This is a genomic window from Candidatus Zixiibacteriota bacterium, from assembly GCA_040752815.1.
Classification (GTDB): domain Bacteria; phylum Zixibacteria; class MSB-5A5; order GN15; family FEB-12; genus JAGGTI01.
In genome coordinates, this window is sequence record JBFMGC010000009.1 from 1 (window position 1) to 22,732 (window position 22,732).

Genomic DNA, 22,732 nt, shown 5'->3' on the forward strand with positions numbered 1-22,732 from the left:
CGACGCCACCGATGCCTACAAAGCGTTCAATCATGAGCACTGGTCCCGGGATGTCTATGAGCAGAAATACCTGTGGTGGGCTTATGGTGCGACTGACGATGATTCCATAACCGCGCGGGAGATCTCGCATCACCTTCCCGATGAACGCACCCAACAATACTACGAGATGACCGGCAAGTACAACCAGTTTGCGTGGGGCTGGGACGATGCACGGAGAAGCGGATTGGATATAGATCAGTTCTTCCAGGACTCGGTGCTGATCAACGGCGGCACCAGTGGAAGAATCCTCGATGAGGCTACCACGCCGCGATCGGCTAACCGTCTGCAGTACGAGACCATGCGCGATGACGCCAACAAGAAGTACGACAAGGGTCGCACGATGACGTATCTGGCGATTCTCAACCATGTGGTCAGCGGCTTTGAGGCATTCTTCTCAGCCAAGAAGCACAACCGCGAGCAGGGCGGTTCATCAGTGTTTTCCGATATCGATGTTGATCTGTCGCTAAAGTCGTATCACTCGCGCCGGGATACGCCCTATGTCAAACTGTCGTACAAGTTCTGAGAAAGGTCGTCTCGTGAGGTTTTGGGTTATTGCGATCGTCGTAGTCGTTAGCGTGTCGAGTGGTGTGCATGCGATTGAGCTTGGCCAAAGCCCGGTGCATGTCGCCATGCAGAACAGCCTCAACGCGGAGACGAGGTCCCTGGGTGTGACCGGCAACCTAGCCAACGATGAATTCGGCGGAGGCACGCGGGATCAGTCGGAAACCGGGCGCAAGTCAGTTGTGCAGGCAGCCCTGTACTCAGCGATTATCCCTGGCGGCGGACAGTACTATCTCGACCGTCGGCGTACCGCCCGTTACTTTTTTGGCGCCGAGGCCGGTATCTGGATTGCTTATCTGTCGTTTCACACTTATGGGCGATGGCGCGAAGACGATTTTATCGCCTACGCCGCGGCACACGCCAACGCGCGCCTCGAGGGCAAGAGCGAGGAGTTCCAATCGTGGGTCGGCTTCTACAGCAGCATACGGGAGTTCAACACGCTGGGGCGGGCGTTTGACCCGGAGCGGCCGTACCTGGCCGACACCCCGGAAAACCACTGGCAGTGGCAAAGCGAGCGCGAACGCCAGACCTACCGCGATCTTCGGAATCGAAGCAAGGAAGCCTACCGTCGATCCGACTTCATGATCGGCGCAGCGATAGTGAACCGGATCATATCGGTAGTCGACGCTATCCGCAGCGCCGTTCGCATCAACCGCCGGATTGCAGCGCCCGGCTTCTCCTCCGCGCAGCCGAGACCGTTCAGACTGAGTTTCGATCCTCTGGCCTCCCGTCAGATATGTGTCACGGTTTATCCTGGCTTCTGACGGGACGCCGGGCGGGCGGACTGGTGTTGTCAAGCCTGAGCCTGGTCTTTGTTCTAGTCGGTTGCGGGGGAAAGGCCAGGCCAGGGCGCGAACTGACCCAGTCTCCGGGAATTCCCACGGAAATTGTACTCGAACGGATGATTTCCGGTCAGATTCTCGGTCGACCCTTATCTAATCCAACCGACCTGGCTATCGATAATCGCGGAGCGCTGTACCTGCTTGATTCGGGCAACAAGCGAGTGATCTGGTTTAATCGCGATCTGGCGGCAGTGCGAGATTTCTCAGGCGAAGGGAGTTCTATCGGAAAACTCGGTGATCCCCGGGGGCTGGCGGTCGACTCGGAAAGACGAGTCTGGGTCACCGACCGCGAGTCCCGGTTACTCGTCCAGTGCAGCGACCAATTGGAATACACTATGGAGATCCCGTTCCGCGACGAGGCGGATGAGTTTGTGTACGGCCGCCCGGCGGCAATTGCGGTGACCGAATTCGGCGACATCTGGGTGGTTGATCCGGATAATCACCGCGTTGTCACCCTGGACGCCGCCGGCCAGTTCGACATGTTCGTGGGTGACGCCGGCTCGCCCGGCGGGCAGTTGCGTGAGCCGTCCGCTCTCGCACTCGACCGGCATGATCGTATCTACGTTTGCGACCGGGGTAACCATCGGGTCATGGTCTACGATGTTCGTGGCGGTCTGGTGCAGGAAGTCAAATACCAAAGTGTGAATGCTCCAACCGCGGTTGCGATTGATCCCTCCGGGCGTGTTTGGGTGCTGGAGGAAGACTCCAGCAAGCTGCACTGTCTTTCGAATAATGGTGAATTGCTGGCTGCGCTCGGCCCGACCATCTCCGGCGCCGACCAGCCGCTGCTTGATCCTTCCGATTTGGTGTTTCTCCCCGACGGTCGCCTCGTGATCTCCGATACCGGTCGCTCGCGGCTGTTGGTATGCCGGGTGACTTCTTCGACTGACTGACCGCCAGCGATGGTAGGTCTGGACCCTTGTGGTCCCGACACACATGTTCGTGTGACAACTGTCGTGTCGGGATGATAAGCATCCCGACCTACCCCGGCTGTTCAAAGTTGACTCACCCGGCTTGGGGGTCTATTGTCCTGCGTGCGACGCTTTATCGATATTCTCCGCCTGATCCGCGCAACCAACTGCCTGATCGCATCAGCTGGCGTCTGGGTCGGTGCTTATCTTACATGGTCCTGGCCGGAATATTACGGCCCGACCGTGGTCTCGATCGCGGCCTTTCTTGCCTGTGCCGCCGGAAACATCCTAAACGATCTGATGGACACGGAAGCCGACAAGATTAATCGGCCCACCCGGGTGCTGGTGGCGGGTCGGCTCTCGCGGCGTTTCGCCCGCAACCTGATGATCACACTCAATGTGATCGCTCTTATTATGGGGATCGCAGTCTCCTGGGAAGTCGCTTTAACGGGATTCGTGACAATCGGGCTCTTGGTGGCGTACAACCGCACACTGAAGCGGATACCTCTGCTGGGCAATGCCGTCGTGGCGCTGCTGGCCTCCCTGACTTTTGTTACCGGGGGGCTGGCGATTGATCCGGAACTGACTTTCCGTCTTCCCGGCCCGATGATCGCCTCCGTGTTCGCATTCTTTTTTCATCTGGTCCGGGAGATTGTCAAGGATGTCCAGGACATGGAGGGTGACCGGCGAGCCGGTCTCAGTTCGCTGCCGCTGGTGATTGGACCGTCCCGATCTCTTCTGGCCGCCACGGGCCTTTTCGCTCTGCTGGCGGTGTTAACCTACATACCGATCTTCGCGGGCTGGTTTGGTCGTGCCTACGAGATTATCACGGTCTATGTGGTGGACTTGCCCATACTGGCGCTGCTGGTAGTCACGTGGGGTTTCCCTGATGCCAAGATGCTCGCTGTAGCCTCCAGGGCGCTGAAAGTCGGCATGATTCTCGGTCTCTTGGCCCTGATTCTGGCTTAACACATTTTAACGAAACTTGCCTAACTCCATTAAGTATAAAACCGAGTGACCGGCCTATAGGCACCGGTCTAACTTAGGACTTGACAAACAGTTAACGGAGTTTTACCAACACCGGCTGGGTTACGAAACGGCTGAGCACCTGGGAATGAAGAGCAATTGGCGCATAACTCGGATAGTCTTTCTGCCGGCGCTGTTGTGCATCGCGTGGTGGTCGAGTAGTCGCGCCTCGATTAGCCTCTCGCAATCCATTGACCGCACCGACATGGCCTACGAGGACACAGCGTCGTTCCAGGTAGTGGTGACCTGGGCTGGTGGCGTCTCGGCTTACCGCTTCGAACAGGCATTTCGTCTCAATTCCGACAAGCTGAAAGTGGCCCGGTTTACGTCGTCGGTGCGTTCCACCGGCAACGGTGCCAACGAGTCAACTACCAAGACATTCGACTACAAACTTGTGCCGTTTCTTTCGGGAGTTGCCAGAGTAGACCCGATGGTCATCGAGTATGTGACCTGGCCGGATTCATCGGCAGGTCAACTGGTGACCGACGCGGTTACATTGGCGATTGCCGAGCCACTCCCTGCCGGAGAGCGCCGGAAGGGCGGTCTTGACGGCGGCTGGTTTGCGCTCATCGCTGCTGCAGTAGTCGGGCTAGGTATCGGTTCGTATGCCCTGTTCAAACCGAAGCCGGTAAAAGAAACAGCCAAAAGCCCGGCGCTGGCGTTCCTGGAGCAGCTCGATGAAGTGCGTAAAGAGGCCGGGATGGATCTAAAACGGTTCCAGACCGGGCTGTACCGATCTCTCGGGAACTACGTCCACTCTCGCTACGGGATAAATGTCACCGGCCGACCGGCGTCGGCCGCTGCGGCGGAACTCGAGAAGGTGGAACCTGACACCGGTGTGCGGAGCGCAATTGCGGGTTGGCTGGCCCGCGCCGAGCGCGAGAAATTCTCACCGGTCGAACCGGCGCCCGGCGAGGTTTCGCGCCTCGAATCGGAGATTCGCGTCTTCTTTGAAAAGTTGAAATAAGTGCTTTGTCTGTGGAGGATAGATGCAAACTGATATCAAACAAATCCAATCGCTGGTAGAGAGCGAAGCCTCATTCGTGGAGAAGCTGACCACGCAGATCAGCTCGGTGATCGTGGGTCAGAAGTATCTGGTGGAACGACTGCTCATGGGGATCCTGGCCGACGGCCACATCCTGATCGAGGGCGTTCCCGGCCTGGCCAAGACGCTCTCGGTCAAGACCCTGGCCGATGCTATCCAGGCGAAATTCCAGAGGCTTCAGTTTACGCCCGATCTACTGCCGGCCGATCTGATCGGCACGCTCATTTACAACCCGCAGAAAGCCGAGTTCTCGGTCCGCAAAGGGCCGATCTTTGCGAACATCATCCTGGCCGACGAGATTAACCGCGCCCCCGCCAAAGTGCAGTCGGCGCTGCTCGAGGCGATGCAGGAGCGGCAGGTGACGATCGGCGATGCCACCTACAAGCTGGAGGAGCCGTTCCTCGTGCTGGCCACACAGAACCCGATCGAGCAGGAAGGGACCTACCCTCTGCCGGAGGCGCAGATCGACCGCTTCATGTTCAAGCTCAAAATAGGGTACCCGTCGCCCGCCGAGGAACGGGAGATCATGGATCGCAACACCGGCGCTCCGATGGCGCCCGTGCAGAAAGTGGTCTCGCCGGCGGATATTATCAGGGCGCGCTCGGTGCTGCGCCAGGTTTATGTCGACGACAAAGTGAAGGAGTATATTGTCAACGTGACTTTTGCGACCCGCGAGCCGGAAAAATACGGCCTGGCCGATATCAAAGATCTTATCGCTTATGGCGGCTCGCCCCGCGCGACTATCTATCTGAATCTCGGCGCGAAGGCGCACGCTTTTGTTCGGGGACGCGGCTATGTCACTCCGGAGGATGTCAAGGCGGTCGGGCCGGACATTCTGCGGCATCGCGTGCTCTGCACATACGAAGCCGAGGCTGAAGAGGTCACGTCGGACGATATCGTGCAGAAAGTGTTCAACGCGGTGGAAGTGCCGTAAGAATCAGCATGATCCCGAAAGAGATACTGAAGAAGATACGGTATATAGAGATTCGCACCCGGCGGCTGGTGAACGATCTCTTCTCCGGCGAATACCATTCCACGTTCAAGGGGCAGGGAATGGAATTCGAGGAGGTGCGCGAGTATCAGCCGGGCGACGATATCCGCTTGATCGATTGGAACGTCACCGCCCGCACCGGCTTCCCGCATATCAAGAAGTTCCGCGAGGAGCGCGAACTCTCGGTGGTGTTTCTGATCGATGCTTCGTCGTCGGGCAGATTTGGGACCAGGGAACGATTCAAGAGCGAAGTTGCCGCCGAGCTGTGTGCGTTGCTCGCTTTTTCGGCGATCAAGAATAACGACAAGGTCGGACTGATTATCTTCACCGATCGGATCGAGAAGTTCGTGCCGCCCAAGAAAGGACGCCCGCACGTGCTGAGGCTTATCCGCGACGTGGTTTATTTCCAGCCGCAGGGAGTCGGTACCGATATCGGCATGGCGCTGGAGTATCTCAGCAAGGTGATAAAGCGCAAATCGGTGGTGTTTCTGGTGTCCGATTTCTTCTTCGACGGATACATCCGTCCGCTGCAACTGGCTAATCAGAAGCATGACGTGGTGGCGATCAAGATTTCGGATCCGCGTGAGGCGACTTTTGAGAATGTCGGCCTGATCGAGCTCGAGGACGCTGAAACCGGCGAGGTAGTGCTGATAAACACCGGATCGGCCCAGTTCCGCCGCGAGTTCGCCGCCCGCTCCGGCGAAGACCTGCAAAACCTCAAGCGCAATTTCAAAGTGATCAACACTGATTTCATCAACATACAAACCGACCAGTCATATATCGCGCCGCTGGTCAGTTTCTTTAAGATGAGGGAGAAGCGTCACTGATGAGGACAGGTGGGTACTTGTGGCTGCGCCGGTCGATCTCGATAGTCGTCTTGGTGGCCGCGACTGTCTTTCTGGTTGTGTCCTGTGGTCAGACCGACCACACCGCCCGTATCGAGATGCACAAGCGACTCGCCGGCGAGATGGTCAGTAACGGCCTTCATGCCGAAGCTGTTGCGGAGTACGAAAAGGTTCTTTTGTTCGGTGATTTAACCGATGCCGAGCGCGGGAATGTCAATTACCTCATTGCCCGAGTCTACTACGAGCACCTGAGGGATTACGAGAAGGCGGCGGCGCATTATATCCGGGCGAGGGAGTACGACCCCGACGGCTCATTCGCCGGCGAAGCGTCGAAGAATCTGGTAGCCTCACTCGAGAAGCTGGGTCGCGTGCTCGATGCCAAGCGGCATCTGGCTGCGGCCACCAACATCGAACCTCAGCCGGAGGCCACAGACGATCCGGTGGTCGCCCGGATTGGCGACCGCGACATCCGTATTTCCGAGATCAACAACCATATTGCGCTTCTTCCTGCGGAGATACAGTCACAGCTCGCCAGTCGCGAGGCCAGGCAAAAATACGTTCACCAATATGTGGGCGTGGAGTTGCTTTACAACGCTGCCGTGCGCGAGGATTATCTCTCGAAACCAGAGGTGCAGAGAGAACGGGAGCAGCTCGAAAAACGACTGGTGGTGGACCGCTTCATATCCGACAACGTAATACCTGACATCAAGATTGATACCGCTGATCTGCGCAATTTCTACCTGGCCAACAAGGATTCGCTTTACGACGGCGCCCCGTTTGATTCGGTAAGGTCGCAGGTGTATATCGACTACCGGACCCGGAAGGCCGAAGCGGCGTACAACGACTATATAATGAGCCTGGTGCAGGCGGAGAAAGTGCAGTTCTTCGATCAGAACGTGAAGTAAGCTGACGAAATGAAACGCTCGCTCTTTATCATATTCATGTGGCTGGGCGCTGCGCCCGGCGTGACCCCGGTGCTGGCCCAGGAACCGGCCGATACGGTTGCGTCGGTGGCGGGCGTGGAGATTACCACGTCTGTTGACCGGGCGGAGTCTTATATAGGTGATCTTATCACCTATACGCTGACAATCACGTATGACTCGATTTACCAATTGATACCCCCGCCTCTTGGCGCGAACCTTGGTGCATTCGACGTTAAAGACTACAAGCCGGATATCGAAACCAAACTTGACGGGGGCCGGCTCAGGAGCGAGACCATATTCACTTTGAGCACCTACACGACCGGCGACTATGTCATCCCACCGCTGCCGGTGCTGTTCATATTGCCCGACAGCAGCCGCAAAGTCATGCTGGCCGAACCGGTGCCGATCAAGATTCTCTCGCTTTTGGAGCAGGCCCGGGGCGACACGCTCGATATCAAGCCGCTCAAGCCTCAGTACGAGTTCCCTCCCGACTACACGAAGTACTACATATACGGAGGACTTGGTGCACTGGTACTGTTGATTGCGGCCGCACTCCTGGGCTGGTGGCTCTGGAAACGTCAGCGCATCAAGAAGGCGCTCGACCTGCGACCTCCGTGGGAGATCGCCTTCGAGAAGCTGGCCTTCCTTAAGGTGCAGTATATGGACAACCCAATCGCCGACCAACTCGCGGCCAAGGAGTACTACTTTCAGTTGACCGAGATCGTCCGTGCATATCTGGGACGAATCTACCGGCGCGAGGTGCTGGAAATGACCACCGAGCAGTTTCTCGACGCCTTCCGTGAGATCGAATTGCCCAACCAGTTGTATGAGCAGCTGCGTGGCTTTCTCGGCCACGCCGACCGGGTGAAATTCGCGAGGCTGATGCCGGAACGCGAACGGGTAGAGAATGATTTTATCACCGCCCATGATGTGATCGAGATTGTCCGGGCCGATTATGAGCGCCGCCAAGTAGCAGAAGTCCACACCCCGCCGGCGAATACGCCCCAGCCACCAACCGCCGAGGAACAGAAAGTATGAGCAGTGTGCAGTTCTTCGGTTTGGGGGTGAATGTCTTCGACCTGATCGATCTGACCATCCCGCCGCTGGCCATTTTCATAACCGGCGCGCTCGTGGTGGCTGCGATGATCTGGTACTATTTCAAGCGTCGCCGCACCCGCACCGCGGCGGTGAAATTCTCCGACGTGCGCATCGTCTCCCGCGCTTCGCGGTCCCACCGGAGGCGCTACCGGGCGATTCTCCCAATTCTACGCATCGCTGCGGTCGCCCTGTTCTTCGTGGCGTTTGCCCGCCCGAGATCCGGCACGGAAGTTAGAGAGGTCACTTCAAAAGGCGTGGACCTCATGCTGGCGCTCGACGTGTCGTCGTCGATGCAGGCCGAGGATTTCAAACCGCATAACCGGCTGTATGTCGCGAAGGAGGAAATCAAGAAGTTCGTCTCCAAGCGGGTACATGATCGGATCGGCCTAGTGGTGTTCGCCCGTCATTCTTTTACCCAGTGTCCGCTGACGGTCGATTACGGGGTGGTGCTCAGATTTGTCGATGAGGTCGATTTCGGCGTGCTGGAAGACGGCACCGCGATCGGCATGGCGATTGCCAATGCGGTCAATCGCCTTCGCGAATCGGACGCCAAGTCCAAAATCGTAATCCTGCTTACCGACGGAGAGAACAACGCCGGTGAGATCGATCCGATAACCGCCGCCGGACTGGCCTCGGCGTTTGATATCAAGATCTATACGATCGGCGCCGGGCGTCCGGGGAATGCGATGTTCCCGGTCGACGACCCGTTGTTCGGCAAGCGGTATGTCTACCAGCCGACCCGAATCAACGAGGAATCGCTGAAAGAAATCGCTGATGTCACCGGAGGGAAGTACTTCCGAGCCCGTTCGGAGAAGGAGCTTGAAGAGATCTACTCGCTGATTGATCAGATGGAGAAAACGGAGATAGAGGTTTCAGCGTCAATACAGTACCGCGAGCTGTTTCACTATTTCACGGCTGCCGGACTGATCCTTCTGGCGCTGGAGATTGTTCTGGCCAATAGCCTGTTTCGGAAGTTGCCTTAGGATATCAATTCGGGAGTCTGAATAGTGCGTTTTGCCGAGCCGACATACTTTGCGCTGCTTTTAGGAGTCCTGTTGCTGGCGCTGTATGTCTTCTGGGCCATAGGCCGCAAGAAGAAGCTGCTGAACCTGTTTGGCGACCTGCCGTTGCTACTGAAAAACGCGCCCTGTATTTCGTTCGCTCGTCAGCGCACTAAAGCGGTGTTAGTACTACTCGGGCTGGCTTTGGTCTGTGTCGCCCTGGCCCGGCTTCAGTTCGGCACTCATCTTGAGAAACTGGAGCGGGAGGGGATCGATATAATCGTCGCCATGGACTTGTCCAATTCGATGCTGGCCCGGGATATGAAACCGAACCGGCTCGAAAAGGCGAAGCAGGAGCTGCGCAGCATTATCGACCGCCTCAAAGGCGACCGGATCGGGCTTGTGGCGTTTGCCGGCGAGGCGTTTGTCCAGTGCCCGCTCACGCTCGACTACGCCGCCGCGAGGATGCTGCTCTCGGTGATGGATCAGAATACGGTCTCGGTGCAGGGGACATCGCTCGAATCCGCAATCATCGCCGCCCAGAAGGCCTTCACCCAGCATGAGAAGAAACACAAAGTGCTTCTGCTTCTCACGGATGGCGAAGACCACGGTGGAAGTGCTGTCGAGGCGGCCGCCAATGCCCGCAAAGATGGTATAAGAATCTATACGGTCGGGATCGGCAGCCCGGCGGGCGAACCTATACCGGTAGTTGACCGTAAAGGTGACCAGGTTGGGTTTAAGAAGGACAAGTCCGGCGAGGTTATAGTCTCGCAACTTGATGAGGAGACTCTGCAAAAAATCGCCCTTGAGACCGGCGGCAAGTACTACCACGCCACAGCGGGTGAGCTGGAACTGGACAAGATTTTCGACGAGATCGCAACCATGGAGAAGAAGGAACTCGAAGGCACTCTGGTAACGCGGTACGACGATCGTTACCAATGGCCCCTGTTGCTGGCAATCATCCTCGTGACTGCAGAGTTCTTTGTCTCGGAGAGAAAGAAGCCGGCGGAGGTAACGAATGTGTAAACGCGCCTTTACGCTCGCCACTGCGGCGACAGTGCTGGCATTCTCAACCGTATTCGCCGCCAGTGTCGAGACGCTGGTCAAGGAAGGCAACATGGCTTTCCGGGCACAGAAGTTCAACGAGGCTCTGGAGCGCTACCAAATGGCCGAGACCGAGCGTCCGGAGTCCCCCGAACTGGACTACAATATCGCCGGAGTGCTCTATCAACAGGGTAAGTACGAGGAGACTGTTGGGCGGTACAACGGGGCCTTGAACAGCCAGGATGCATCGATCCACCCGAAAACCAACTACAATCTCGGCAATACCTACTACCGCATGGGTGACTATCCCAACGCGATCACTCACTATCAAAAAGCGCTGGAGGCTGATCCGACCGATCTCGATGCAAAGTTTAATTTGGAACTCGCGCGCAAAATGCTTAAAGAGCAATTGAAGCCTGAGCAGCAGGAAAACCAGCAGCAGCAACAAAAGCAGCAACAGGATCAACAGCAACAGCGGCAACAACAAAATCAGCAGGAGCAGGAGCAACAAGATCAGCAGCAGCAACAGCAACAGGAACAGCAGCAACAACCGCAACAGACAGAACAGCAGAAGCCGATATCGAAGGAAGACGCGGAGCGAATCCTGAATGCTCTCAGGGACGATGAACAGGATCAACAGAAGAAGGTCCGTCGCCAAATCAGCGGAGGAGATTACAGCGGCAATGACTGGTAGGCGCGGTTACATAGTGGTGATCGCCGCAGTATTAGCGATTGCTCTGTATTCCGGGCGGGACATCCTGGCGCAGCCGCCGCAACTGGAAGTGAGTGTCACGCTCAGCCAGGACACGATCGGCATGGACGAACAGGCGGTGCTCGAGGTCGAGGTCACCGGCGCCACCCAGGATTTGCCCGAGCCGAACCTGCCGACATTGCCGATGTTTGAGGTATACTCGCAGGGGCGCTCAACCAATATCTCTATTGTCAATGGCCGGGTGGAAGCATCCGTGACCAATCGCTACCTGCTCGTGCCTGTTCGCGCCGGCAGCTATCCTATCGAGAATATCGCAGTGGTTTACCAGAACCGGCGGTTTGTGGGCAATGCGGTCACCCTGACGGTGTTATCCCGCGGTTCCTCCGCGCCGCCCCAGTTAGAGCAGCGGGCGATGGACGCCGATGGCGCCAGCAAGGACTTCTTCCTCGAGGCCTCGGTGGATAACCCGAGGCCGTACGTCAACCAGCAGACCACGCTCACGCTGAAGTTTTTCATTGCCGTGCAGTACTATGGGTCTCCGGAGTTGGTTGAGCCAACCACCACCGGTTTCTGGACGGAGCTTCTGGGAACGAAAGGGCCATACCAACAGCGGGTCAATAACCGTACGTATCGCGTCATCGAGAGAAAGTACGCTCTCTTCCCAACAGCGACCGGCGAGCAGACTATCGGCCGCGCCACCATATCCGTCACCGTGCCGGCCCGCCAGAGAACGCGCCGCCCCGACCCGTTTGACATCTTCGGGATGCTCGGGAGCGGGGAAGAGGTGCAGATTTCGTCGCGCCCGCTTACAGTCAATGTCCGCGCGCTGCCCGAAGCTGGTCGCCCGGGCGATTTTACCGGCACAATCGGCCGCTTCACTTTTAAGGCGACTCCAGCCAAGCGCGAGGTCGAGGTGAACCAGCCGGTATCAGTCAATCTGACAATCACGGGAGTGGGCAATATCAAGTCGGTGGCGGAACCGGTTATCCCGGAACTGACCGATTTCCGCGTCTACAAAGCGTCCAGCAATGAGTCCGTCTCCAAGCTCGATGATCGCATCGGCGGTACCAAGGTCTTTGAGGAGGTATTCATTCCCAAGCGGCCCGGCCTGTTGGAAATACCATCGCTCACGTTCAGTTTCTTTGATCCCGAGGCGGAGCGCTACCGAATCGTCAAGACCGATCCAATCGCTTTGCAAGTCAGCCGCGGTGAGGGATATGCCGCGACCCCCGATCTCCCGTACACCGGTCCTGATATCAAAATCGGCGCCGAGGCGAGGGATATCCGCTATATCAAGACCCAGCCGGGTGATCTCGGTAAACCACGTGAACTGCTGCTCACCTCGCCGCTCTATCTGGCTGTCAACGCCGTACCCGTGCTGGCACTGATAGCGACAGTCATCATGCGGCGGCGCCGCGAAAAGCTTTCTGGCGATATAGGCTACGCCCGATCGCGAAGGGCATCGAAAGAGGCGCGCCGCCGTCTTGGCCAGGCGCGGAGTCTGGCGTCAGTCTCCACGTCGGAGAAGTTCTTTGCCGAGTGCAGCGCCGCGCTGCTTTCTTTCATAGGCGATAAGCTGAATGTCTCTCCCCACGGCTTGACCGGTGATCGCATCAGCGATCTTCTCAGAGATCGTTCCGCCGACGAACAGCTTATCAGAGATATCCTGGCTTTTCTCGATCAATGCGGTTTCGCCCGCTACGCCCCGTCGACAGTAAGCCAACCCGATATTGACCAGGCGCTCGCCGATGCCGAAAACTTGATGGTCCGTTTGGAGGAGGTGCGGTTTTGAGTCGCATCGGGTTGTGTTTTTCGGTCGGTTTGCTGCTGTTGCCCGTACTGAATGGGCAAGCGTCGCCGCTGGACGATTTTGATCTTGCTAACAAGTACTATGAGCAAAAGAACTATGACAGCGCCAGGGCCGTCTACGAAAGCCTCGTGCATCAGGGCATGGAGTCATCGGCCCTTTACTTCAATCTCGGAAACTCCTACTTCCGGTCGGGAGATCTTGGCCACGCGGTGCTTTACTATTTGCGGGCGCAGCGGCTCGATCCGAACGATCCTGATATCGCGGCCAACCTGGAATTCGCTCGACGGTTTACCTCGGTGCAGATGGAGGGGGTCGAGCTCAATCCGGTGAGTTCGCTGTTTGAGTCGATTGTCGCGCCGTATCACTTGTCCGCACTGGCGTGGGTTTCCTGCTGCTGTTTCATCCTTCTATTTGTGTTCCTGATTGCCCGCTTCGGATTCGCCCTGCGCGGCGGACTGGTTCGGGCAGGCACGTGGGTGGCGTTGTTGCTTCTGATTTCATCCTCCCTGCTTACCACCGTCAAGTATCATCATGATTATTTGACCCGCCGGGCGGTCATAATCGCCGAAGAGAGCATTGTCCATACCGGGCCGTCGGAGCTGTCCGAAAAAGAGCTCGACGCCGCCCCCGGGCTGGTGGTCGAAATCCTGGCCGAGTCGGGCGACTTCTACAACGTCTTGTTTGAAAACAAGCGACGGGGCTGGATTCAGCGGAGTCTGGTGGCCGTTGTCTGATTGTGCCGACCCCTTCGCCCCTGCCTTATTAGATTGACACTCTCCGAGGGCGAGTCTATCTTGGCGGCTTGTTTTGAACCGGACAATTGAACCGTATATGGCCGCATTCTGGAAGAAAAAGAAGTTCTGGGGCTCTTTGATAGGTTTAGTGCTCCTGGCCTACTGTGTCAAGGACATCAGGGCCTCGGAGCTGCAGCTTTTGCTGCAGCGCGCAAATTTGTATTACCTAATCGCCGCGGTCGCTTCCGGGGCGCTGTTCATTGTCCTCAAAGCGGTACGGTGGCGGATGGTGATTGCGCAACAGAAGCAGATCACTCTGCCTCGGGCTATCACCCTGTATTCGGTCGGCCAGGTGCTGGGAATGGTCATGCCGGCGCTGACCGGGCAGGTGGGACGGGTAGTTTGGTTTGCCCGCAAGGAGGGACTGCGCAAGACCTACGTCTTCTCCACCCTGGTGCTCGAGATTCTTTTTGATTCAATCAGCCTGATCGTTTTCATGTTTTTGACATCGCTGGCGTTTGCCTTTCCCAGCCGGTACCGGTACTTGAGCTTCGTGGTGGCCGGAATAACGGCCGGTGCGGTGGCGCTGCTTTACATCATCCTGCACATGCAGGAGCGGCTCGAAGAGATCGCCCGCTGTCGATTCCGCGACCGCTGGCCCGGCTTCTACATCACCTGCAAGAAATTCATCCGTTCGTTCACCAAGGGAATCGAGCTGCTGCGTTCGAGCCAGGGCACGCTGGGCACTCTCGCTCTCTCGCTGGCATCATGGGCAGCCCACATGTTGGTGGTCTGGTTCCTCATCAGGTGTTTCGGCCTGCCTTTGCCGTTTGCCGCCGCGGCGGTTATCATGATCGTCAATACAATCGTCCTCATGGTCCCGATCAGCCCCGGCAATGCCGGTACGTTTGAAGTAGCCGTGTCAACGTCGCTGGCCGCCTTCTCGGTCGGTCGTTCGGATGCCGTTCTGTTTGCGCTCGCACTCCATATCGTTGACCTCCTGCCTGTTTTCATTTTCGGCTACTTCTTTATGCACACCGAGAAACTGACCCTTGAGGAACTCAAGGCGGTCCAGGCAGAGGAAGACCTGATTATCGACCGCATCGACGAAGAGGGCACCTTCATCGAAGAGAAGGAACGGGTGTGATCAAGTCATTCTATTATCTGCCCGATGAAGGCGTCAAAGTCATTGACGGCATCGCTGATTTCGACACGCTTTGCGCCGATGAGCGTTCGTTCCTCTGGGTGGATATGTGCAAGCCGACCGACGAGGAATCGTTTGTCCTCACCCATGATTTCAAGTTCCACCCGCTGGCAATCGAGGACGTCATCTCGGAGCGGTCCAATACCAAGATCGATGACTACGGCCGCTACCTGTTCGTGGTTTTCAACATTGTCGACTTTGTCGGACGTGAAGAAGGTTTGAACATCAGCGAGCTGGACCTGTTTTTGACCCGACGGGCGATTGTTACGGTCCATTACGATGAGCACCGGATCTTCGATTACCTGTATTCGCGCGTGGCCAAGGGCGACCGTCTGGCCATGGGGACGGACTACATATTCCATGCTGTGATCGATGCCGTGGTGGACAACTACAACGTCACCATGGACATTTTCGAGTACGAGATCGACCAGATCGAGGAGGAGGTGTTGGGCAGTTTCGACGAGGACACGCTTAAGTCGATGTTCGCCCTCGGTCGGGACATTGTGCAATTGAAGCGGATCGTGCGGCCGCAACGCGAGGTTATCAGCCAACTGTCCAAGAAACACTTCGAGCTAGTGTCCGATAATCTGGCTGCATACTTCTCCGATATTAACGATCACCTGATTCGAGTCAACGAACTGGCCGACGCCTATCGCGAAATCGTCAACTCCTCACTGGTGGTGTTCTACTCGTCGGTTTCGACCAAGACCAACGATATTATCAAGGTGCTCACGCTGCTGACAGCTATATTCATTCCGCCGACGTTTTTGGTGGGACTCTGGGGCATGAATTTCCGCTACATGCCGGAGTTGGATACACCGTGGGGGTACCCGCTTGCACTGGGCGTGCTCGTTGTCGTTATGGTGGTTATGATCCTGTTTTTTCGCCGGAAGAGGTGGCTTTAATCGGCGACGGGAGATACCGGATCGGAAATGTGACACCGATGTGTTGCCGCTGCACGTAGAGTTGTGTCAGAGTGAAACAAATAGCCTGGTTCGGTGTTTGGTGAGGTTAACGTGAGCTGGTTAGGAAAGACTCAATGACATTGAAGACTGCGGCCCAAACCTCGCCCATGGTCATCCCTCTGGTTGCTCCCGACAAACTCGGCTATTCAAAGCTTTATCTCGACTTCCTGGCCGGGAAAGCGCCCGCGCGCGGACTTTATCCTGCTGAGTCCTCGGCTGCGGTCGCAGAGTTGCTTGAGCGCACCCAGTTCGAGAGGGCGCGACTCATCGACATTCTCAAGCGGCAGAACCAGTCGTACGGCGCATCATCAATTACGCTTCAGAACATAGAAAAGCTGCGCGACAAACGCTCGGTCTGCGTGTTTGCGGGACAGCAGGCCGGGCTTTTTGGCGGTCCGCTGTTCACGATCATCAAAGCGTTGGCGGCCGTAAAACTTGCTCGTCTGACCGAGGAGCGTCTGGGGCGCCCCGTGGTGCCTGTCTTCTGGATGGCCGGCGACGACCACGACTTCGCCGAGATAAATCACGCCTTTGTTCTTTCACGCCAGGGCGAAATCGCCCGCGTGGCCTACGAAACTCCTCCCACTACAGAACTGCCCGCGTCGGAAATCGTCCTGGAAAACTCGACCGAACTGGAGCGAGTTCTTACTGAACTTGGCGAACATCTGGGCCAGACTGATTTCACTCCTGCCCTGACCGAGCGGTTGCGCAGAGCGTATACGCATGGTGAAACGGTCGTTGGTGCGTTCGCCAAACTCATGTCAGCCCTGACCGGTGAACTCGGTCTCGTGTTCTTCAATCCGGGCGACCCGGCGGTGAAGCTGTTAGCACGACCGTTGTTTGAATCGCTGCTGCGGCAGCAGGATGCCATACGGGAGACATTGACGGCGACTAACAATCGGCTGCGGCAAAACGGATACCACCTGCAGGTTGAGAAGAAGGATAACGCCACGCACCTGTTCTGCAAGCTGGGCGGACGGACGCCTATCATTCGCGAGGGTGAGGGATACTCAGTCGGAAGTCGATTTCTCAATGACGGTGAACTCGCAAGACTGCTCGCCGATCACCCTGATTTGTTCTCGCCCGATGTGCTGACCCGCCCGCTATTGCAGGCGTGGCTGTTTCCGGTGGCGGCCCAGATCGGAGGGCCGTCAGAGATCGCATACTTCGCCCAGTTAAACGGCTTATTCGCTCTGATCGACCGACCGGCGCCGTACTACACCGCGCGCCCGACCCTGACAATAGTCGACCGCCGCTCCGAGCAATTGATCCGCGAGATGGGCATTGCGTTTGAAGACCTGCTGGGCGATATCGAACAGGTGGTCAATCGCGTGCTCGGCCAAACGTTTCCGGCTGACTTGCAAGCCGACTATGCATCGCTTCGGAAGGCGGTCGAGGACCGGTTTCGCCAGTTTTCACATGAGGCGCTTGGTTTTGATCCCGGTCTGAGAGAAACCGCCGAACAGGTGCGCGGCAAGATCGACTTCCTGCTGAACGGTTTCGAAGCCAAGCTGTTCGCCGCCCATAAGAAAAAAAGCCAGCAGATGCGCGAGCGGATTTATCGAATCGCCCACACGCTTTACCCACGCCACGGGCTGCAAGAGCGCACGCTAAACATCAACTATTTCCTTTCCCGGTACGGGCTCGGGCTGATTCCGTATCTGTACGAGCAGATGAAGGTCGATGAGCCGGCCCACCAGCTTGTTTCACTTGGGGAGTACGAGCCCAGATGAACGTCGGCATCACTTGTTATCCGGTGGCGGGCGGCTCAGGCATAGTTGCGACTGAACTCGGCCAGCAGCTCGCGGCGCGCGGACACCAGGTACACTTCATATCGTACGCGCTTCCGTTCCGATTGGATCGCTTTCAGGCAAACCTGCTGTTTCACAGTGTCGATACCAGCGCCTACCCGCTGTTCAAGTTTCCGCCGTACACGCTGCCGCTCTCGTCGAAAATCGCCGATGTCAGCCGCGAGTTCAGTCTCGAAATCCTCCACATGCACTACGCCATCCCGCATGCCACATGTGCCTACCTGGCGCGCGAAATCCTGCGGGGCACCGGGGTGAAGTTACCGAAGATTATCACTACCTTGCACGGCACTGACATCACGCTGGTAGGCTCGGATCCGTCGTTCTTTGACATCACCCGTTTTTCGATTATTGCCTCTGACGGCGTAACGGCCGTTTCGCACTACCTCGCCGAGGAGACGAAAGAAGTATTCCGGCTTGAACGGGATATCCGTGTCGTGCACAACTTTGTCGATACCACACGATTTCGCCCCGGCTGCGAGCAGTGCCGCCGCAATGAACTGGTGCGCGAGGGGGAATTCCTCATCACGCACATCTCGAACTTCCGCCCGGTCAAGCGCGTGCTCGACGTTATCGACATATTCGAGCGCATCCAGGCCGAATTGCCGGCGCGCTTGCTCATGATCGGCGAGGGACCCGACTCCGTGCTGGCCCGTCGCCAGGTGAAGAAGAAGCGGCTTGATGACAAAGTGGTCTTTCTCGGCAACCAGGAAAGAGTCGAGGCGGTGCTGCCTTGCTCCGATCTCTTCTTGGTGCCGTCGGAGGAGGAATCGTTCGGCCTGGCGGCGCTAGAGGCGCTCGCGTGCGGTGTGCCGGTAATCGGAACATCGGGAACCGGTCTTATGGAAGTAGTGGAGGATTATCGCAACGGATTCTTGCTGCCGGTTGGTGATACCGCGTCTATGGCCCGGGCCGGCGTGGCGCTCCTGAAGGACAGCAAGCGTCATGTAGATTTCAAGCGGGCCGCAGCAGACATGGCCAACGCCAAGTTTAGCGCAGATAGGGTAGTGCCGGAGTATGAGGCGTACTATCAGGAGGTGATCGATGGCCGAAACAGTCAGGCTTGATGTACTGGCGATAGCCGCGCACCCCGACGACGCCGAGATCACCTGCGGCGGGCTTTTGCTAAAGATGGTCGGCATGGGGCGGAAGGTCGGTATACTCGATCTGGCGCGGGGCGAGATGGGCACCTACGGTGACGAGCATATTCGCGCCAGGGAGGCCGCCGCCGCCGCTCGAATCATGGGGCTGGCCTGGCGCGGCAACTCCGACCTGCCTGATGCCGCCATCGAGTATCATCATGAGAACAAGCTTGTTCTGGCGCAGACCATTCGCGAGACCAAGCCGGAACTGGTGATTCTGCCACACTGGTCGCAACGGCATCCGGATCATCTGGCGTGCAGCCGCCTCGGATACGACGCCTGTTACCTCGCCGGTCTGGCGAAATTGCCGCTCACCGGGGAACCGCACCGGCCGCGCAAGATCATTTACGCGTCATACTATCGTAACACGGACTATTCGTTTTTCGTGGATATCGGCGAAGTATTCGAGCTGAAACTTCGCGCGATTGCGGCATACCAATCGCAGTTCGGCGATCCGTCATGGGTCGACGAGGTCCTCAAGGGCGACATCGCTCCCGGCCAGATCATTGCGGCAGGGCGAAAAGACGTTTTCTCTCCCGGTACGCACATCTTCGACCTGCTTTACAGTCGCGCCCGCACGCTCGGTCACCAGGTGGGAGTCACCTTCGCCGAGGCGTACACAATCAAGGAGCAGATCCTGATCGACGATCCTCAGAAGATGCCCGTGCGCTCGATCTGAATGAGGCCGCAGTCTGACTCTCGTGCGCGGCAGACCTCCCGGTCTGCCCGTTGACCGACAATTTCTCTAACTCCAACGGGGCAGACGAGGACGTCTGCCGCCCACAAGATTCAAGAAAGCCTCGCAAATAAGTCACCCTGAGCTTATCGAAGGGTGACTCCCGCCCGCTAAATCTCTTTCGTCAGTGCCAGTAGCCGCTTGTACGGAATCGCGGTCCAGCTTTCGGCCACTGCCGCGCCGTGCGCCCGGCTGATCAGCGACACCTTGGCGGCGGTCTCCTCGTCGCGCGCCTCGTAGATGTCCATGAAATCATAGGTGCCGAGCAAGGCATAGTGGGCGAGGAACTTGACGTCGGGACATTTCTCGTGCACCTCGTCGAGCCAGGCGGCGCCGATTTCCGCCCGGTCTTTCATCTTGGCGGCCACATCGGGCGCCAGCCGGGTCATGAGGATGTAGGTTTTCATTTTGCCAATACCTCCTTGTGGCTTGTAGGGCGGGATCGCTTCGATCCTGCCAATGGCGGCAGGACCGCAGGGGTCCTGCCCTACGGATTTGTTGCGTCGGGCGTGACAGTCACTCATCTAAAGCGGAAGGGGTGGGAATCGAACCCACCAGGGACAATGCGATTGCCCCCCTCACGGCTTTGAAGGCCGGGACCGCCACCAGACGGCATCCGCTTCCGGGTGCAAGATACGTAACTCTATCAGAGTTGTAAACGGTCATGCGCGGCAGGGTTGGAACCCTGCCGATCGTAAGCGTGCACCCGTGGTTGGCGGACGTCCTCGTCCACCAACGACAACAAAGTAATTGACTCTCGTCAAATCGCTTCTAACCTTCCCCCCGTGGCCGAATTGAAACTCAACTCGCCGCTCCAGTACGTCAAGGGTGTCGGGCCGAAAAAAGCCGCCGTGCTCGCCCGCCACGGCCTGAACACAGTCGAGGACATCCTCTACTACTTCCCACGCCAATATCTCGACCGCTCCAATATCGTGCGCATCGCCGACCTCAAAATCGACCAGCCGGCCACCATTCTCGGTGAGGTCAAAGCACACGGCATCCTGCAGGGCCGTCGTACGCGGTATGAGGTGATTCTCGGCGACCAGAGCGGTCATGTCTCGCTGATCTGGTTTGCCGGCATCAGGTTTTGGGAACGGATGTTCAAGAAGGGGATGAAAATCGCCGCTACCGGAACGCCGAGCTACTTCCAGGGACTCCAGATCATCCACCCCGACCTGGAACGGCTCGACGATTTCTCCGATCAGTTGGTCCATGCCGGGCGGATTATACCGGTCTATCCGCAGACCGCCGAGCTTAGCCAGGTAGGGCTATCCAGTCGCGGGATGCGCACGGTTACGACGTTCATATTTGACAACCTGAAAGAGAAACTGGACGAGTACCTGCCCGAATCGGTGCGCGGGCAGCAGCAGCTTTTGCCCCGGCACGTTGCGGTTACCAACACTCACTACCCTGAGAGCAGTGAGCAGATCGAACAATGCCGTCGCCGCCTGGCGTTTGATGAGCTACTCCAACTACAGTTCCTCGTATCGCGCAACAAGGGACGCAAAGCGTCTATTACCAAGGAACACAATTACTCCGCCCCAGGCGCCATGCTGACTCAATTGCGCCGGCGCCTTCCGTTCGAACTGACTGCGGAGCAGAAGAAAGTCATCAAAGAGATTTTTCAAGATATGCAGGGCGAGCGCCCGATGTCACGCCTCTTGCACGGCGAAGTAGGCTGCGGCAAGACCGTCGTAGCGGTAGTTGCCGGTTTGTACGCGGTGGAGAATGGTCTGCAATGCGCGTTCATGGCGCCGACAGAAATCTTAGCTGAGCAGCATTACCGCAACTGGGGGACTGCCCTCGATGAGTGCGGTGCTCACTCGGCGCTTCTCACCGCCAGTTTGACCACTGCTCAGAAGAAGAAGATCGCCGAGCGCTGTGCCGAGGGGGCAATCGACATCCTGTTCGGCACCCATGCGCTGATCTATGACTACGTCAGCTTCAAGCAGCTCGGCCTTGTTGTCATCGACGAACAACATCGATTCGGGGTTGAGCAGCGCGGACGACTCTACGTCAAAGGGGCCGATCCCGATCTGCTGGTTATGACCGCCACGCCGATACCGCGCACGCTGGCGCTGACCCTCTACGGCGATCTCGACATTTCGACAATCAAAGACGTTCCCCCCGGGCGAAAGCCGATTCGCACCGTGTGGCGCATGAGCGACAGCCGCGACAAAGTCTGGCAGTTCATTCGCGACGAAACCGGCCGCGGCGGGCAGGCCTATATAATCTATCCGCTGATCGAGAAGTCGGAACAATCAGAACTCGAGAATGTCGAGGACGCGTACGCGGAGCTTTCTGCCGGTGCGCTGAACGGCCTGCGACTCGGCATCGTCCACGGGCGTGTGAAATCCAAAGAGCGCGACACCATCATTCGGCAGTTTCGCGACGGGCAGATCGATGTTTTGATGTCCACGACCGTGATCGAGGTCGGCATTGACAATCCCAACGCTACTGTGCTGGTGATCGAGCACGCCGAGCGTTTCGGCCTGGCGCAGTTGCACCAGTTGCGCGGGCGGATCGGGCGGGGGGGCAAGGCGGCGACCGCGGTGGCGATTGCTCATGCGCCGGTGTCTCCGATAGCGCGGCAGCGGTTGGAGTTTTTCGCGCAGCACGGCGACGGGTTTCTGATCGCCGAGGCCGATCTGCAGTTGCGCGGGCCGGGGGAGATTTTCGGGGTCAGACAATCGGGCCTGCCGGAGCTTCGCGCGGCCAACCTCTGGGCCGACCGTGATCTGATGGAAGCAGCGCGCGAACTGCTCGAGAGAATAGTCGGCAACCGTGATCAGCTTGACAGTGAACACCAGCGGCTGTATAACTACCTGAGCAGGGTCGCCGAACGTCGGGAACTGCTTCTCGGCGGCGGCTGAGCAGGCGGCGACAAACTCAGTGCGAAACATCTCATTCGGGTATCTCTGTGGTAGAAGAGCAAAGTGAAGACATCAACTTCATGTTCTATCAATTGGTTCTGTCTCTACAGACGGCCGCCATGCATCATCTCGGCAAGGTGGCCTCGCCGATCACGGGCAAGATCGAGCGAAACCTCGAGGCCGCGCGCGGCAGTATCGACATGCTGGATATGATCGAGAGAAAGACAGCCAATAACCTCACGCCGGGGGAGCAGAGCCTCCTGAGTCATGCGCTCTATCAGCTCCGCCTGAATTTCCTTGACGAGGCCGCCAAGCCGGATGCCGCCGCGAGCACGCCGGAGGAGCCCACGAACCCCGCCGACGGCGAAACCGTGCATTAGAAAATCGTCTGATTGGACATCTCCCGCCGAGTGTAAAATGGA

Annotated in this window: 22 protein-coding genes and 1 tRNA gene; 21 read left to right on the forward strand and 2 right to left on the reverse strand. The window is 57.7% G+C overall.

Annotation, left to right across the window (positions count from 1 at the left end):
- From AB1772_03835 to bshB1, 19 genes are all read left to right on the forward strand, one after another.
- Positions 1-562 (forward strand): hypothetical protein (locus AB1772_03835; GenBank protein ID MEW5795471.1); only part of this gene is annotated, 562 nt, incomplete at its 5' end.
- Positions 563-575: 13 nt separating this feature from the next.
- Positions 576-1,364 (forward strand): DUF5683 domain-containing protein, encoded by a 789-nt coding sequence (locus tag AB1772_03840; protein MEW5795472.1) that lies wholly within the window; start codon positions 576-578, stop codon positions 1,362-1,364.
- A gap of 26 nt (positions 1,365-1,390) precedes the next feature.
- Positions 1,391-2,335 carry an NHL repeat-containing protein gene (locus AB1772_03845; protein MEW5795473.1) on the forward strand — a complete coding sequence of 315 codons (945 nt, stop codon included), beginning with the start codon at positions 1,391-1,393 and terminating at the stop codon, positions 2,333-2,335.
- A 141-nt stretch (positions 2,336-2,476) separates the two neighbouring features.
- Positions 2,477-3,322: a geranylgeranylglycerol-phosphate geranylgeranyltransferase gene (locus AB1772_03850; GenBank protein ID MEW5795474.1), complete on the forward strand. Its 846-nt coding sequence runs from the start codon at positions 2,477-2,479 to the stop codon at positions 3,320-3,322.
- A 145-nt stretch (positions 3,323-3,467) separates the two neighbouring features.
- Positions 3,468-4,346 (forward strand): hypothetical protein, encoded by an 879-nt coding sequence (locus AB1772_03855; protein ID MEW5795475.1) that lies wholly within the window; start codon positions 3,468-3,470, stop codon positions 4,344-4,346.
- Between the two features lie 22 nt (positions 4,347-4,368).
- The gene (locus tag AB1772_03860) at positions 4,369-5,358 is read left to right on the forward strand and encodes a MoxR family ATPase (protein MEW5795476.1); all 990 of its coding nucleotides are present in this window, start codon (positions 4,369-4,371) and stop codon (positions 5,356-5,358) included.
- Positions 5,359-5,366: 8 nt separating this feature from the next.
- Positions 5,367-6,242, forward strand: coding sequence for a DUF58 domain-containing protein (locus AB1772_03865; protein MEW5795477.1), 876 nt, complete (start codon positions 5,367-5,369; stop codon positions 6,240-6,242).
- Positions 6,242-7,165, forward strand: a complete 924-nt coding sequence (locus AB1772_03870) for a hypothetical protein (GenBank protein MEW5795478.1) — start codon at positions 6,242-6,244, stop codon at positions 7,163-7,165. The genes AB1772_03865 and AB1772_03870 overlap by 1 nt, the downstream gene beginning before the upstream one ends.
- Positions 7,166-7,174: 9 nt before the next feature.
- Positions 7,175-8,221, forward strand: a complete 1,047-nt coding sequence (locus tag AB1772_03875; protein ID MEW5795479.1) for a hypothetical protein — start codon at positions 7,175-7,177, stop codon at positions 8,219-8,221.
- Positions 8,218-9,264, forward strand: a complete 1,047-nt coding sequence (locus tag AB1772_03880; protein MEW5795480.1) for a VWA domain-containing protein — start codon at positions 8,218-8,220, stop codon at positions 9,262-9,264. Before AB1772_03875 ends, AB1772_03880 begins: the two co-directional genes overlap by 4 nt.
- 24 nt (positions 9,265-9,288) lie before the next feature.
- Complete coding sequence (locus AB1772_03885) at positions 9,289-10,308, forward strand: VWA domain-containing protein (protein ID MEW5795481.1); 1,020 nt, start codon at positions 9,289-9,291, stop codon at positions 10,306-10,308.
- Positions 10,301-11,020, forward strand: coding sequence for a tetratricopeptide repeat protein (locus AB1772_03890; GenBank protein MEW5795482.1), 720 nt, complete (start codon positions 10,301-10,303; stop codon positions 11,018-11,020). The genes AB1772_03885 and AB1772_03890 overlap by 8 nt, the downstream gene beginning before the upstream one ends.
- On the forward strand, positions 11,010-12,830 hold the full coding sequence (locus AB1772_03895; GenBank protein ID MEW5795483.1) for a BatD family protein: 1,821 nt from the start codon (positions 11,010-11,012) through the stop codon (positions 12,828-12,830). Before AB1772_03890 ends, AB1772_03895 begins: the two co-directional genes overlap by 11 nt.
- Positions 12,827-13,582 (forward strand): tetratricopeptide repeat protein, encoded by a 756-nt coding sequence (locus AB1772_03900; GenBank protein ID MEW5795484.1) that lies wholly within the window; start codon positions 12,827-12,829, stop codon positions 13,580-13,582. The genes AB1772_03895 and AB1772_03900 overlap by 4 nt, the downstream gene beginning before the upstream one ends.
- A 73-nt stretch (positions 13,583-13,655) precedes the next feature.
- Positions 13,656-14,729 (forward strand): lysylphosphatidylglycerol synthase transmembrane domain-containing protein, encoded by a 1,074-nt coding sequence (locus AB1772_03905; GenBank protein ID MEW5795485.1) that lies wholly within the window; start codon positions 13,656-13,658, stop codon positions 14,727-14,729.
- Positions 14,726-15,691, forward strand: a complete 966-nt coding sequence (gene corA, locus AB1772_03910) for a magnesium/cobalt transporter CorA (protein MEW5795486.1) — start codon at positions 14,726-14,728, stop codon at positions 15,689-15,691. Before AB1772_03905 ends, corA begins: the two co-directional genes overlap by 4 nt.
- A 134-nt stretch (positions 15,692-15,825) precedes the next feature.
- The gene (bshC, locus tag AB1772_03915; GenBank protein MEW5795487.1) at positions 15,826-17,484 is read left to right on the forward strand and encodes a bacillithiol biosynthesis cysteine-adding enzyme BshC; all 1,659 of its coding nucleotides are present in this window, start codon (positions 15,826-15,828) and stop codon (positions 17,482-17,484) included.
- On the forward strand, positions 17,481-18,626 hold the full coding sequence (gene bshA, locus AB1772_03920; protein ID MEW5795488.1) for an N-acetyl-alpha-D-glucosaminyl L-malate synthase BshA: 1,146 nt from the start codon (positions 17,481-17,483) through the stop codon (positions 18,624-18,626). Before bshC ends, bshA begins: the two co-directional genes overlap by 4 nt.
- Complete coding sequence (gene bshB1, locus AB1772_03925; protein ID MEW5795489.1) at positions 18,604-19,380, forward strand: bacillithiol biosynthesis deacetylase BshB1; 777 nt, start codon at positions 18,604-18,606, stop codon at positions 19,378-19,380. The genes bshA and bshB1 overlap by 23 nt, the downstream gene beginning before the upstream one ends.
- A gap of 167 nt (positions 19,381-19,547) precedes the next feature.
- Here the strand turns inward: bshB1 and AB1772_03930 are convergent, their stop codons facing one another.
- A complete protein-coding gene (locus tag AB1772_03930; protein ID MEW5795490.1) occupies positions 19,548-19,844 on the reverse strand; it encodes a GYD domain-containing protein in 297 nt (98 codons plus the stop codon).
- Between the two features lie 122 nt (positions 19,845-19,966).
- A tRNA-Sec gene (locus AB1772_03935) sits at positions 19,967-20,061 on the reverse strand.
- A 140-nt stretch (positions 20,062-20,201) separates the two neighbouring features.
- Between AB1772_03935 and recG the strand changes: the two genes are divergently transcribed.
- Positions 20,202-22,310: an ATP-dependent DNA helicase RecG gene (gene recG, locus AB1772_03940; protein ID MEW5795491.1), complete on the forward strand. Its 2,109-nt coding sequence runs from the start codon at positions 20,202-20,204 to the stop codon at positions 22,308-22,310.
- Positions 22,311-22,357: 47 nt separating this feature from the next.
- Positions 22,358-22,690, forward strand: coding sequence for a DUF1844 domain-containing protein (locus AB1772_03945; GenBank protein ID MEW5795492.1), 333 nt, complete (start codon positions 22,358-22,360; stop codon positions 22,688-22,690).
- Positions 22,691-22,732 lie beyond the last annotated feature (42 nt).

What these genes read in the sequence shown, in the direction of transcription:
- AB1772_03855 (MEW5795475.1), top strand. Translation starts at nt 3,468, where the DNA reads ATGAAGAGCAATTGGCGCATAACTCGGATAGTCTTTCTGCCGGCGCTG.
- AB1772_03860 (MEW5795476.1), top strand. Translation starts at nt 4,369, where the DNA reads ATGCAAACTGATATCAAACAAATCCAATCGCTGGTAGAGAGCGAAGCC.
- AB1772_03865 (MEW5795477.1), top strand. Translation starts at nt 5,367, where the DNA reads ATGATCCCGAAAGAGATACTGAAGAAGATACGGTATATAGAGATTCGC.
- AB1772_03870 (MEW5795478.1), top strand. Translation starts at nt 6,242, where the DNA reads ATGAGGACAGGTGGGTACTTGTGGCTGCGCCGGTCGATCTCGATAGTC.
- AB1772_03875 (MEW5795479.1), top strand. Translation starts at nt 7,175, where the DNA reads ATGAAACGCTCGCTCTTTATCATATTCATGTGGCTGGGCGCTGCGCCC.
- AB1772_03880 (MEW5795480.1), top strand. Translation starts at nt 8,218, where the DNA reads ATGAGCAGTGTGCAGTTCTTCGGTTTGGGGGTGAATGTCTTCGACCTG.
- AB1772_03890 (MEW5795482.1), top strand. Translation starts at nt 10,301, where the DNA reads ATGTGTAAACGCGCCTTTACGCTCGCCACTGCGGCGACAGTGCTGGCA.
- AB1772_03895 (MEW5795483.1), top strand. Translation starts at nt 11,010, where the DNA reads ATGACTGGTAGGCGCGGTTACATAGTGGTGATCGCCGCAGTATTAGCG.
- bshC (MEW5795487.1), top strand. Translation starts at nt 15,826, where the DNA reads ATGACATTGAAGACTGCGGCCCAAACCTCGCCCATGGTCATCCCTCTG.
- bshA (MEW5795488.1), top strand. Translation starts at nt 17,481, where the DNA reads ATGAACGTCGGCATCACTTGTTATCCGGTGGCGGGCGGCTCAGGCATA.
- bshB1 (MEW5795489.1), top strand. Translation starts at nt 18,604, where the DNA reads ATGGCCGAAACAGTCAGGCTTGATGTACTGGCGATAGCCGCGCACCCC.
- AB1772_03930 (MEW5795490.1), bottom strand. Translation starts at nt 19,844, where the DNA reads ATGAAAACCTACATCCTCATGACCCGGCTGGCGCCCGATGTGGCCGCC.